This is a genomic window from Butyrivibrio sp. AC2005 (assembly GCF_000424145.1).
Classification (GTDB): domain Bacteria; phylum Bacillota; class Clostridia; order Lachnospirales; family Lachnospiraceae; genus Butyrivibrio.
In genome coordinates this window covers 43,035-56,443 of the sequence record NZ_AUJI01000023.1, presented here as the reverse complement: position 1 = coordinate 56,443, position 13,409 = coordinate 43,035, and the positions used below count along the sequence as shown (strand labels likewise).

Genomic DNA, 13,409 nt, shown 5'->3' with positions numbered 1-13,409 from the left:
GCTGAATTCCATAAAAATTCTATAAAAACACAGATTATTCATAATCTGTGTGGTATATTGATTGTGTAAAAAATCAGAAGAATATAGAAAGGACTGGGTGACGCAAATGAAAAAAGTTCTTTTTTACGGAGATTCCAATGTCTATGGATACGATCCCAGAGGTATGATGGGGGGACGCCTGCCGGAAACAGAAAGATGGACAGATATTCTTGCTAAAAAAATGTATGGTGAATGGCGTGTTTTTTCTGATGGAATGAATGGGAGAGTTATTCCGGATAATGCATATTCACTTTTGTCACTGGATAAATCAGTGCTTGAGTATAGTCCGCTTGATTTATTTGCAGTAATGCTTGGAACTAATGATCTTATTAATATGTCTGTTCCGGATGCTGAAACGGTTGCATCAAAAATGAGAGATTTTATTGAGCGTCAGCTTGATAGGACAGAATTTATAGATAATAAGACCGGTTTTCTTTTAATTTCACCGCCTGGAATTCTTCCTCATATGGATGAACATCTTGAAGAGGCTGAGGCTCAGAGGAAAAGGTTCACATCAGAACTCGATATTATAGCACAGGAGGTAGGAATATTCTTTGCAGATGCCAGCGAATGGGATCTGGATATGTCTTTTGATGGAATACATATGTCAGCTGAGGGACATGCTTTATTTGCAGAAAAAATGGCAGATATTCTCTCTAAGATAGATCTTACAGCAGAAAGGCATGAAGTAGATGATTATGTATGTGCATATCTTGCATAAGGCTAAATAATAATAATTGTAATGTTTAAATATCAAGAAAATCCACGAAGTTATCGACTTTGTGGATTTTTTATTGCATAATAGAACTATGAAATAAAGCTAAATAATGACCTACAGAGTCAATAACTTACTTAAAAATAGCTGTTGATATGGTCGTAATTTAGTAGTTTTTGGGGATCAAAATGAAGATAGTAGATAGTAAAGTTACAACAAAAAGAGGAGAAGATTTCATTCTCAGAACACCCTCGCGAGATGATGCAGAAAAGGTTCTCGCATTCAGGCGGGATGTTGCCGGAGAGACTATTTATTTAACGAGATATCCTTATGAGATAGAGAATTCTATAGAAAAAGAACGCGAAATCCTTGGAAATTATTATAGAGCTGATAATTTAGGGATGATAGGGATTTTTGATAATAATAGGATAATAGGAATAACATCAGTGAGTCCTGTGGGAATATGCTTCAAAATGCGTCACAGGGCATCTGCAGAGCTTGTTGTAAGAAAAGAGTACTGGAACCTGGGATTAGGTGCACATCTTTTGGATCAGGCGATAGAGCTTGCCGAAATATGCGGATATGAACGCCTGGAGTTAAGTGTTTATGCAGATAATGCCAGGGCATTGAGATTATATAAAAAGAAGGGGTTCATTGAGTGTGGGCAGGTCCCACAGGCATTTAAAATGATGGATGGCACCTATCATGATGAAATACTGATGTCCAAGAACTTGTGGAGATATTAGGAAAATGAGAAATTCTTTTGCGCCTATGGAAGGCATAACAATATATTGCTATAGAAATACACATTATAAATATTTTGGTGAGGGGCTGGATTATTACTACACACCATTTTTATCAATTTATAAGCACCATTCTATAAAAAAACGCGATATGCGTGAGATACTTCCTGAAAATAATGCTGAGCATGGAATTAGTATTATTCCCCAGATAATGGCAAATGATGCTGATGAAATCATTTGGGCATTACATTATCTTCAGGAACGTGGATATGATGAGATAAACCTGAATATGGGGTGCCCGGTTGGTACTGTGGTTAGTAAAAAAAAGGGATCAGGAATGTTACAGGATCCGGACAGGCTGTATGAGATTTTCAGTAAAGTATTTGATGATAATATAACAGATGAAATTAAATTTACAGTTAAGACACGCCTTGGATTGGCGGATTCTCACGAGTTTGAAAACATATTACCTGTTTTAAACAAATTTCCTTTTGGGGCTGTGATTATTCATCCAAGAATACGGACTCAAATGTATAAAGGAACTCCTGACATGGATATGTTTAGATGGGCATATGAGAATAGTAAAAATCCTGTCGGATATAATGGGAACATATTCACACCTGATGATTATAAAAACATTGTGGAAAAATTCCCCAATTTATACGAAGTTATGATGGGACGGGGGCTTGTTGCAAATCCGGGATTGGCAAGAGAGATTAAAAATGGTAAGAAAATGTCTTTTGAAGAATTAAAAGGGTTTATGACAGATCTTCAGGATAATTACAAGATAGAGATTCCTGCCGATGAATCCATAATGCATAAGATGAAAGAAATATGGTTTTACGTGGGGAATCTTATTACGAAAGAGGATGGATCAAGCGCGGAACAATTGATTCACAAGATTAGAACCGCAAAAAATATAGCTGAATACAGAAATGCAGTCAGAGCAGTTTATCGAGAATGTATTATGAAAACAACATGACATCAAGACAACACGATGTGTTGATGTAAAGAATACCTATTCTCCGGGATGATCTTTCATGAGCATTTCATGAATAGCCTGTGCCAATACAGCGTCCGGAGCGGCTTTTAACTTTTTTGCCTTAATACCTTCTTCAGGATGTGCTGGAATATCCTGTAATTCTTCTTCATTTGTTTTTTCTGCGCCCATAATCCCCTCCAATATATGAGTTTGCTGATATATCTATATAATATCACTATTGAAGGAAATGGGATATATTTTCATTAAAGTGCGAAAAAACGTATAAAATCGTTGATTTAGCTGATAGGTAGTGGTAGAATTGCTTTAGTTTCAAAAAAACCTAAAAGGGGGAATAAAAATGAATAAGACAGAACTTGTAGAAGCTATTGCAAAGGAGACTGGCCTTTCTAAGAAGGATTCTGAGAAGGCAGTTAAGGCTTTCATTGATGTAGTTTCAAAAACACTTAAGAAGAAGGATAAGGTTCAGCTTGTTGGCTTTGGTACATTTGAGACCACAAAGAGAGCTGCAAGAACAGGTAAGAACCCTCAGACTGGTGATACCATCAAGATTCCTGCTTCTGTTGCTCCGAAGTTCAAGGCTGGTAAGGCTCTGAAGGATCTTGTAAACAAGAAATAATTTGGATTATGAACTTAGGCCCCGGAGTACTTTGGTATTCCGGGGTTTTTTTATTTTTTAACAAAAGAGGATTTATTTATGAAAAGATTTATTAAGTCATTTGTAGTCACGCTTGTAATTGTACTGGCAATTGGTGCCATCTACCTTTATAGTAAGGATTCACTTTTTAAGAGTGAAAATGCAGATGGTACTGAACAGACAGGTTCGAAAAATGCGGATGGAACAAAGGATGGTGGGATAACAGGTGCTATTGAAGATGCTAAAAAGGAAGTCATTAAAAATGTGGCTAAGACAGTAGTAGATAAGGCAGTAGAGCAGTATGCAGGTGAATCCAGCTCACAGGTAAAAGAAATGCTGGACTCAGTATCTGAGGAAGATAAAGATAAGGTAGCAGATATTCTGGTAGATAATATGTCAATTGATGATATTTCAGATGTTCAGGAATACATAACTAATCAGGATGTTGACGGTCTTAAGGAATATGCCAAGGATAAGCTTACAGAAGAGGATTATTCAGAACTTACAGATATCCTTGAAAAGTATTCTTCTGAAGCTGCAGAAAAGTTGGATGGAGTAACAAACTAATATATGGGAAAAAATGATATGACGGTTGCCGAAGCTGTTAATACCAAGCTTTCGTTAAAAGAATGCCTGATTGGTGAACCGTTTTTTTATAGGAAGGTCGCGCTGGTAGTATTACCAATGATCATCCAGAATACACTTTCTAATATTGTCAGCCTGCTTGACAATGTAATGGTCGGGCAGGTTGGTACACTTGCGATGTCAGCTGTTGCCATAGTCAACCAGCTGATGTTTGTTTTTATGCTGTGTATTTGGGGTGCTTTGGCTGGTGCAGGAATATATGGTACACAGTATTTTGGGAAGGGAGATTATGACGGTGTAAGATATACTATGAGGTTTAAGCTTATAGTAGCGTTAATTATAGCTTTTACATCTATAGGGATATTCTTTTTTGCAGGTGAAAACCTTATAAACTTATATATATCAGCAGATACTTCAGCTGAGGAAGCGGCAATGACACTTAGTCTTGCAAAGAATTACCTGTATATTATGCTTATAGGAATAATCCCGTTTTCCTTAACACAGGTGTATGCCGGAACAATTCGAGAATCAGGAAAAACGACTCTTCCTATGGCAGCAAGTATGACTGCCATGATAGTTAATTTTGTTTTTAATATACTTTTGATCTTCGGATATTTGGGATTTCCTAAGCTTGGAGTTACAGGAGCGGCAATAGCGACTGTTATTTCAAGATTTGTGGAGGCCGGAATAATTGTGATTAGGGCGAAGTTAAGTCGCGATAAGTACGAATTTCTTATAGGAGTTTATAAGAATTTCCATGTTCCGACACATTTAATCTGGCCAATTATGTCAAAAACACTTCCGCTTTTAGCTAATGAATGTCTTTGGAGCATGGGGCAGGCGGTACTTTTGCAGAGCTATTCAATTCGAGGAATAGAGGTTATTGCTGCCATTAATATTGCAAATACAATTGCTCAGATTTTTAATGAGGCCTTCATTTCGCTGGGTAATTCTACATCAATAGTGGTGGGACAGGAGCTTGGAGCTGAGCATTATGTGAATTCCAGGATATATGCCTGGAGAATGGCGACTCTTAGCATAACCAGCTGTCTTGTTATGGGATCGCTTTTATTCCTTGTGGCTCCGATTATTCCACAGGTTTATAATACTGAACCTGCAATCCGTAACCTTGCGACAGAGTTCATAAGGGTTGTAGCAGTTGTTATGCCCCTGAATGCTTTTGCAAATGTGGCTTATTTTACCCTTAGATCAGGCGGAAAGACCTTTATTACATTTCTTTTTGACAGTTGTTTTACCTGGGCTGTAAGTGTTCCTGTATCAAGAATTCTGGCAGGATATACAGTAATGCCTGTGGAGAACGTGTATTTTTGTGTATGTGCCCTTGAATTTTTAAAATGTGTAATTGGTTTTATTCTTGTGAAAAAGGGTGTCTGGGTAAGAAATATAGTTCAGGAAAGCCGGTGAAAATAATAAACGCGTTATAAAGATTTTATATTTCTATATCTCACAAAGGTTGTATCATGTGATATTCTTTCTATGCAGGGAACTTTTCTTGAGTGATAGGGAGAGCAATATGGACACAGATAAGCCGGCATGGATACTGAAGGAAAAAATTTTTTCAGAGGATCACATGTTTACACGCCTGATGGGATATGCTTTAAACGAAAATCTCTCAGAAACTTATCAGGCCTTATACTACGCAAGAGATAAGCATGAAGGTCAGGAAAGAAAGAAAAACGCTGTTACAATGGAAGATATTCCATATATAACGCATCCTTTAATGATGGCCTGTCACGCACATGCAATGGGAATAAAGGATGATCAGGTATTAGCTACAATTCTTTTACATGATGTATGTGAGGATTGCGGTGTAAAACCGGAAAAATTACCATTTTCGGAACCGGTAAAGCGGGCAGTTGCATTGTTGACTAAACCGGACAACTTCTCTAATACAGAAGAAGAGAAGAAACGCTATTTTGACGGGATAGCAACGGATAGTATTGCATCTATAGTAAAAGCGCTAGACAGATGCAATAATGTCTGCCTCATGTCATTATCATTTTCTACAAAAAAGATCATTGAATATGTAGAGGAGACTCAGGACTATGTATATCCTCTTTTGGAAAAGATGAAATATGATAATCCGGAGTATAACGATGCGGTTTTTTTAATTAAATATCAGCTCAGAAGTACAATAGAAACAATAAAATCATTTATATTAAAATCATAGCGCATGTAATTGATAAAACCCACAGTCCATGCGGACTGTGGGTTTTTTAGGAGTTATAGACAAGAAGGAAGGAATCTTCTTATCCCATAATAGCTTCTACATTGTACTCAGAAACGGAAGGATCATAAGGAATTACTGTTCCGGCGATTTCCTGACCGTTTACAATAAGCTTTTTGATGCCCTTTTCAGCACCGTTTGTCTTTACAGAGATGTTGTATGTAGCTCCTCTGAATTTTCTTGTAAGCTCGAAATCACCAAAATCAGCAGGAACGCAAGGATCTACTGATAATCCCTTGTGTGTAGGATATATTCCGAGGATATACTGTGAGATATTTACAAAGGTCCATGCAGCAGTTCCTGTAAGCCAGCTATTCTTACCCTGACCATGGAACTTAGCATCCCTTCCTGCTACCATCTGTGAGTATACATAAGGCTCTGTGCAATGGATATCACTTATCTCCTCTACATAAGCCGGGCATGTCTTCTTATAGATCTCAAATGCTCTGTCGCCATGTCCGAGGACTGTCTCTGCAATAGAAACCCAAGGGTTATTATGGCAGAAGATACCGGCATTCTCTTTGTATCCCGGAGGATATGAACTAACTTCACCAAGCTCTAAATGGTATTCTGTATAGGCAGGCTGAAGAATCATTACACCATATTTGGTATCAAGACGCTCTTTAACGCTCTTGAGGGCCTTCTCGGCAAGACCTTCCTTAACACCGATTCCTGCAAGTACACAGAAGCCCTGAGGCTCGATATATATCTGACCTTCTTTACATTCATGAGAACCAACTTTGTTGGAATAAGCGTCATAAGCACGAACAAACCATTCGCCGTCCCAACCTGCTGTACATACAGCATCATACATCTTTTTAACTTCTTCACGAGCTCTGTCTGCTTCAGCCTTATCGCCCTTAAGCTCACATAACTGAGCATATTCTTCACCATATTTTACAAACATACCGGCGATGAATACTGATTCAGCAACAGGTCCTTCACTGGGACCAAAGGTCTGGAAGGATTCGCCCGGGTGAGCAGAGAAGCAGTTAAGGTTCAGACAGTCATTCCAGTCTGCACGTCCGATCAGAGGAAGATCGTGAGGACCCTTATGGTTAACTGTGTAATCGAAACTTCTCTTCAGGTGGTTCATAAGAGGAGTAGCAACGCTCATGTCATTATCAAAAGGAACGGTTTCGTCAAGGATTGACATATCACCTGTTTCTCTAATATATGCGCTGGTACCTGCAATCAGCCACAGCGGATCATCATTAAATCCGGATCCGATGTCGGAATTACCCTTCTTTGTAAGAGGCTGATACTGGTGATATGCACTACCATCCTGGAACTGTGTAGAAGCGATATCAATGATACGCTCTCTTGCTCTGTCGGGAATGAGGTGTACGAAGCCAAGAAGATCCTGACAAGAATCTCTAAAGCCCATTCCACGGCCGATTCCGGACTCATAGTAGGAAGCAGAACGTGACATGTTGAATGTAACCATGCACTGATACTGGTTCCAGATATTTACCATACGGTCAACTTTTTCATTTCCGGACTTAATATGATAGATGGAAAGGAGGTTATCCCAGTAGGTGTTAAGCTCAGCAAGTGCCTTTTCAACATCAGCATCTGACTGATACTTAGCAAGGAGTTCATTTGCACGCTTCTTATTAATAATACCGTGTGATTCCCATTTCTCTTCCTCAGGGTTCTCAACATAGCCAAGAACAAAGTTGAAGGTCTTTGTCTCACCGGGAGCAAGTGTTATGTTAATCTGATGTGCTGCAATTGGTGACCAGCCACTTGCTACAGAGTTTGTGAGCTGACCTGCAAATACGGCATCCGGATGATCGGGACCATTGTATAAGCCAAGGAATGCGTCACGGCTTGTATCGATTGCATCTACTTTAGTATTTACAGAATATATAGCGTAGTGGTTTCTTCTCTCACGATACTCTGTCTTGTGGAAAATTGTGGAGTCTACAATCTCAACTTCACCGGTACTGAGATTACGCTGGAAGTTCTTCATATCATCATCTGCATTCCAAAGACACCACTCTACATATGAGAAAAGCTGAATGCTCTTTTCAGAAGAGCTGTTATTTGTGAGCTCTACATGAGATATCTCGCAAGTATCATTCATGGGTACAAAAGAAAGAACAGAAGCTTTAACGCCGTTCTTTTCAGAAGTGAACTTACTATATCCTATACCATGGCGGCATTCATAGGAATCAAGCTCTGCCTTCACAGGCTGCCAGCCGGGATTCCAAACTGTTTCGCCATCTTTAATATAGAAATATTTACCATTATTATCGTAAGGTACGTTATTGTAACGATATCTGGTAAGGCGAAGAAGTTTAGCATCCTTATAAAAAGAATAACCACCACATGTATTAGAAATAAGTGTAAAGAAATCCTTATTGCCAAGGTAATTGATCCAGGGCAGGGGAGTCTTAGGTGTGGTGATTACGTATTCGCGGTTTTTGTCATCGAAAAATCCGTATTTCATCGATATTCCTCCTAAAAAAATCTTAAACGATTAAGCATTATTTGCTAAAACGATTATATAGTGATGTTTCCGATATTTCAAGACATTTTCTTTATTGTCGCAGAAGCTTAACATAACGATTTTTTTCGCTACGTTTAAGAAAATATGCGGAGTTGGACTGGTTTTTATGAAAAGTAATACATTTTTTAAGTTAAAATTTGTAAATTAATCACAAAAAGATACAAAATGCACAACAAAATTAAAATAATATATTGATTTGATGGAAATTGTGTTGTATATTCAAGTTACGAAAACGTTTTAGAAAAGTTAAGGGGGACAGATGTCAGCACGTAAAAGAGTTTCATTGAAAGATATTGCAGCCGCGTGTAAGGTATCTGTCGCTACAGTTTCAAAGGCATTAAATGACCAGGCAGACATTGGTCAGGAGACAAAGGATCTTGTTCGAGAAACAGCAGAGGCTATGGGATATTTTCCCAATTTTGCTGCTAAAGCGTTAAAAACAAATCGTACTTATAATATAGGCCTTTTATTCATGGATGATTCACAGAGCGGACTTACACATAATTATTTCGCCAGAGTCATCGAGAGCTTCAAGAAAAAGATTGAAGAAAAAGGTTACGACCTTACCTTTATCAGTAATAACAGAAGTTCTCAAGGGTATATGTCATATCTTGCACATGCAAGGTACAGAAACTTCGACGGAGTGGCAATTGCCTGCGTTGACTTCTACAAACCCGAGGTTGAGGAGCTTGTAAGAGGAAACATACCGGTTGTTACCATTGACCATGTTTTCAATGACAGATCCGCTATTATATCGGATAACGTCATGGGGATGAAGGATCTGCTTACATATATTTATGAAATGGGACATAGGAAAATCGCCTATATACATGGTACAGATTCAGCAGTTACTCAGAGCCGTTTGAAAAGTTTTTATAAGACGGCGATGGATTTGAACCTTGAGATCCCTGACGAATATGTATTGGAGGTTGAATATCGAGACACCGTTGGTGCTCAGAAAGCAACTGAGAAACTTTTGGAATTAAGTGACAGACCAACTTGCATATTATATCCCGATGATTTTGCTACATTCGGTGGCATAAACGCAATAAAACAGAAGGGATTAAAAATACCAGATGATATTTCAATAGCCGGATACGATGGAATCGATATAGCTATGAAATACAGTCCACAGTTCACAACAATAGTTCAGGATACTGATCTTTTGGGTAGGAAGGCAGCTGAAAAGCTTATAGATTCCATAGAGAATCCCAGGACCACCCTTAGTGAACAGGTTATAGTTCCGGGCCATCTCAACAAAGGTGAAACTGTAAAAAAAATCATTTAATAACGATTTAAGACAGCAAAAGCTGTTTTAAAAATACAACTAATCATTTTTCATTATTTAATGAAACAGGGAGGTACAATTTCATGAAAAGAAAGTTACTTGGTGTATTACTTTCAACAACTATGGTAGCTGGAATGATCGCTGGATGTGGCGGAAACAATGCAGCACCTGCAACAGATGCTCCTGCTGAAGAAGCATCAACTGAAACAGCTACAGAGGAAGCTGCTACAGAAGAAGCTTCAACTGAAGAAGCTGCTACAGAAGAGGCTGCTACAGAAGAGGCTGCTACAGAAGAGGCTGCTACAGAGGAGACAACAGAGGTTGCAGCTGATGAGGGCAAGGTTCTCAACATCTATGCCTGGAACGAAGAGTTTAAGTCAAGACTTACAGATCATTACAAGGGTTATGAAGAGGTTGACGCTACACACGGTAAGATCGGTGATGTAGATGTAGTTTGGAACATCACTCCCAGTGATGACAACGCTTATCAGAACAACCTTGATGAGACACTTCTTAAGCAGGCTGATGCAGCTGATGATGACAAGATCGATCTTTTCCTTGTTGAGGCTGACTACGCTCTTAAGTATGTAGATACAGATTACACAATGGCTTTAGCAGATCTTGGTATTTCAGATGCTGATCTTGCTGACCAGTACACATATACACAGTCTATCGTAACAGATAGCAACGGTAAGCTTAAGGGATCTTCATGGCAGGCATGCTCAGCTGGTCTTATTTACAACCGTGAGGCTGCTAAGGAAGTTCTTGGAACAGATGATCCTGATGAAGTTCAGGCATCAGTAGCTGATTGGAGCAAGTATGTTGAGACAGCTAAGAAGGCAGAGGAAGCTGGCTACACAATGTGTTCTGTAAACGATACATATCGTACATATTCTAACAACGTATCAGGTAAGTGGGTACAGGATGGTAAGCTCGTAATTGATGACAACCTTATGAACTGGATAAATGATTCTAAGGAACTTGTTGATGCTAAGGCTGAGAACACATATGACCTTTGGGGTGATGACTGGGCAAAGGGTAAGACTCCTGATGGAAAGATCTTCTGCTACTTTGGACCCGCTTGGTTCTTCAATTTCTGTCTTGATGCTGATCAGGAAGGCACAATCGCTAACCAGGGTGGTTGGGGATACTGTGTAGGACCTCAGTCTTATTTCTGGGGCGGCACATGGATCTGCGCAGCTACAGGTACAGACAATGCTAGTCTTGTTAAGGATATCATCCTTACAATGACAACAGATAAGGACGTTCTTAAGGAAATCGCAACAAAGGATGCTGACTGTGTAAACAGCAAGACAGTTCTTGCAGAGCTTGCTTCTGATGATTCAGGTAACCTTGCACTTCTTGGTGGACAGAATCCTTACAAGCAGCTTGCTGAAGGTGCTGAGAAGATAGACCTTTCTAACCTTTCTGCATACGATCAGGGATGTAACGAAGCTTTCCAGAACGCTGCAAAGAACTACTTCGAAGGCAACGCTACTCTTGATGAGGCACTTGAGGTATTCAAGAAGGCTGTAGTTGAGAAGTATCCTGAAGTTACAGCTGACTGATATTTTTAAAAATCGATAGGCAAAAGGCCTTACGATTATGCAAACATTTGCGGGGCGCAAGGGACATTCCTCTGCGCCCTGTATATTGAAAACCGCTAGATTGAAAAGGGGACGCTTATGAAAAAAAAGAGTAAAGTAGTAAGCTACAATAAATGGGGCTATATTTTCCTTATTCCTTTTATTGTTGTTTATCTTGTTTTCCAAATGATACCTTTGGTAACTACTGTTTATAATTCATTCTTTGAGAATTATCGTTCAGGTCTTACTCAGATTGGACCTAACTTCGTAGGTTTAAAGAATTACGCTACTATTATTACAAACGGCGATTTGCCGACTTATCTTGTAAATACTCTGATCATGTGGGTTATGGGCTTTGTGCCTCAGATAATTTTGTCTCTTCTGCTTGGTGCATGGTTCACAGATCCTTCACTCAGACTTAAAGGACAGGGATTTTTCAAGACAGTTATATATATGCCTAATCTTATTATGGCATCTGCATTCTCAATGCTGTTCTTTACATTATTTGCAAACACAGGACCGATTAACTCTCTGCTTTTACAGCTTGGTGTTATAAAGGAGTCATATCAGTTTATGTCTCATGTATGGTCTGTTCGTTCACTTGTAGCATTCATGAACTGTATTATGTGGTTTGGTAATACGACTATTCTTCTGATGGCTGGAATGATGGGTATTGACCCTTCACTCTTCGAGGCTGCTCAGGTTGATGGAGCTACGGCTACTCAGATTTTCTATAAAATAACATTACCGCTGCTTAAACCTATTCTTATCTTTGTTATGATTACTTCACTCATCGGTGGACTTCAGATGTTCGATGTTCCTCAGATCCTGACAGACGGAACCGGAGATCCCATGCGTTCATCAATGACACTTATTATGTACCTGAATAAGCATCTGTACAGCAAGAACTATGGACTTGGCGGTGCACTTTCAGTATTCATGTTCGTAATAACAGGTATTCTGAGTCTCATCGTATTTAAGTTTACAGCTTCAGGTGAGAAAGAAAAGAAGAGAAGCAAAAACAAAGCATAAGATGCTTTTGTTAACAATGATTTAGAGAGAGGAAAAAAATATGGCAGCTGATACAACTATGGCTTTACCTAATAGAAGCTTAATGGCAGGTCAGAAGGAAAATGGTGCTTCTGTACAGGCCAGAAGAATAATTGCATATGTGGTACTGGTTCTGGTATCTTTCCTGTGCTTGTTCTGGTTTTATGTATTATTTATCAACTCGACCAGATCTCATCAGGAGCTTAGCTCAGGTTTCACAGCAATACCCAGTACACACATTATCGAGAACTGGACAAATCTTAAAAACGGTACATTACCGATTTTTAACGGTATTTTTAACTCACTTTTCATAGCAGTTGTTACGGCTGTTTTGTCAACATATTTCTCAACAATGACAGCCTATGCAATTCATGCATATGATTTTAAGTTAAAGAACTTTATGTTTACATTTATCCTTATGGTAATGATGATTCCTGCGCAGGTTACAGCGCTTGGATTCCTGCAGTTAATCGGTAAGATGGGACTTGATGATTCATTTGTTCCGCTTACAATTCCTGCAATTGCTGCTCCTTCAGTATTCTTTTATATGAAGCAGTATATGGATTCAACACTTCCGCTTTCTCTTATAGAGGCAGCAAGAATTGACGGATCAGGCGAGTTTAGAACATTTAACAGTATAGTATTACCTTTGATGAAACCGGCTATAGCTGTTCAGGCTATTTTCACTTTTGTAAGCAGTTGGAATAACTACTTCACACCTGCGCTGGTACTTCATACTGATACTAAGAAAACATTGCCTATTCTTATTGCACAGCTTCGTTCAGCAGACTGGCTGAAGTTTGATATGGGACAGGTTTACGTAATGATTGCATTCTCAATTTTCCCTGTAATCGTTGTATACCTTGTTCTCTCCAGATACATCGTCGGTGGTGTTACACTTGGTGGTGTAAAGGGCTGATATAAGCTAAAAAATATCTATACTTACTCTTTTTTAATAAGCGTTAGTAAAAAGAAAAGCCGTGGCGTTCCCCAATGCCACGGC

13 protein-coding genes are annotated in these 13,409 nt (G+C 39.0%); 11 read left to right on the top strand and 2 right to left on the bottom strand.

The window, feature by feature from the left end; all coding sequences use genetic code 11:
• Positions 1 to 106 precede the first annotated feature (106 nt).
• The 3 genes from G602_RS0107715 (at position 107) to G602_RS0107705 (ending at position 2,479) form a co-directional block, all read left to right on the top strand.
• Entirely contained in the window at positions 107 to 760 is a 654-nt protein-coding gene (locus G602_RS0107715) for a GDSL-type esterase/lipase family protein (protein ID WP_026658488.1), read from the top strand.
• Positions 761 to 942: 182 nt separating this feature from the next.
• Positions 943 to 1,500 carry a GNAT family N-acetyltransferase gene (locus G602_RS0107710; RefSeq protein ID WP_026658487.1) on the top strand — a complete coding sequence of 186 codons (558 nt, stop codon included), beginning with the start codon at positions 943 to 945 and terminating at the stop codon, positions 1,498 to 1,500.
• Positions 1,501 to 1,504: 4 nt separating this feature from the next.
• A complete protein-coding gene (locus G602_RS0107705; protein WP_026658486.1) occupies positions 1,505 to 2,479 on the top strand; it encodes a tRNA dihydrouridine synthase in 975 nt (324 codons plus the stop codon).
• Between the two features lie 36 nt (positions 2,480 to 2,515).
• Here the strand turns inward: G602_RS0107705 and G602_RS30235 are convergent, their stop codons facing one another.
• Complete coding sequence (locus G602_RS30235) at positions 2,516 to 2,668, bottom strand: hypothetical protein (protein ID WP_155829728.1); 153 nt, start codon at positions 2,666 to 2,668, stop codon at positions 2,516 to 2,518.
• Positions 2,669 to 2,837: 169 nt separating this feature from the next.
• Between G602_RS30235 and G602_RS0107695 the strand changes: the two genes are divergently transcribed.
• The 4 genes from G602_RS0107695 (at position 2,838) to G602_RS0107680 (ending at position 5,910) form a co-directional block, all read left to right on the top strand.
• Complete coding sequence (locus tag G602_RS0107695) at positions 2,838 to 3,116, top strand: HU family DNA-binding protein (RefSeq protein ID WP_026527438.1); 279 nt, start codon at positions 2,838 to 2,840, stop codon at positions 3,114 to 3,116.
• 78 nt (positions 3,117 to 3,194) lie between these two features.
• Positions 3,195 to 3,701, top strand: a complete 507-nt coding sequence (locus G602_RS0107690; protein ID WP_026658485.1) for a hypothetical protein — start codon at positions 3,195 to 3,197, stop codon at positions 3,699 to 3,701.
• A 3-nt stretch (positions 3,702 to 3,704) separates the two neighbouring features.
• Complete coding sequence (locus G602_RS0107685) at positions 3,705 to 5,144, top strand: MATE family efflux transporter (RefSeq protein WP_049945116.1); 1,440 nt, start codon at positions 3,705 to 3,707, stop codon at positions 5,142 to 5,144.
• A gap of 109 nt (positions 5,145 to 5,253) precedes the next feature.
• Positions 5,254 to 5,910, top strand: coding sequence for a bifunctional (p)ppGpp synthetase/guanosine-3',5'-bis(diphosphate) 3'-pyrophosphohydrolase (locus G602_RS0107680; RefSeq protein WP_026658483.1), 657 nt, complete (start codon positions 5,254 to 5,256; stop codon positions 5,908 to 5,910).
• Between the two features lie 79 nt (positions 5,911 to 5,989).
• Here G602_RS0107680 and G602_RS0107675 read toward each other — a convergent pair whose 3' ends face one another.
• The gene (locus tag G602_RS0107675; protein WP_026658481.1) at positions 5,990 to 8,422 is read right to left on the bottom strand and encodes a GH36-type glycosyl hydrolase domain-containing protein; all 2,433 of its coding nucleotides are present in this window, start codon (positions 8,420 to 8,422) and stop codon (positions 5,990 to 5,992) included.
• Between the two features lie 319 nt (positions 8,423 to 8,741).
• Between G602_RS0107675 and G602_RS0107670 the strand changes: the two genes are divergently transcribed.
• From G602_RS0107670 to G602_RS0107655, 4 genes are all read left to right on the top strand, one after another.
• Entirely contained in the window at positions 8,742 to 9,770 is a 1,029-nt protein-coding gene (locus G602_RS0107670; protein WP_044931478.1) for a LacI family DNA-binding transcriptional regulator, read from the top strand.
• An 83-nt stretch (positions 9,771 to 9,853) separates the two neighbouring features.
• Positions 9,854 to 11,338 carry an ABC transporter substrate-binding protein gene (locus tag G602_RS0107665; RefSeq protein WP_026658479.1) on the top strand — a complete coding sequence of 495 codons (1,485 nt, stop codon included), beginning with the start codon at positions 9,854 to 9,856 and terminating at the stop codon, positions 11,336 to 11,338.
• Positions 11,339 to 11,455: 117 nt separating this feature from the next.
• The gene (locus G602_RS0107660; protein WP_026658478.1) at positions 11,456 to 12,388 is read left to right on the top strand and encodes a carbohydrate ABC transporter permease; all 933 of its coding nucleotides are present in this window, start codon (positions 11,456 to 11,458) and stop codon (positions 12,386 to 12,388) included.
• Positions 12,389 to 12,470: 82 nt separating this feature from the next.
• On the top strand, positions 12,471 to 13,325 hold the full coding sequence (locus G602_RS0107655; protein WP_026658477.1) for a carbohydrate ABC transporter permease: 855 nt from the start codon (positions 12,471 to 12,473) through the stop codon (positions 13,323 to 13,325).
• The last annotated feature ends 84 nt before the right edge of the window (positions 13,326 to 13,409 follow it).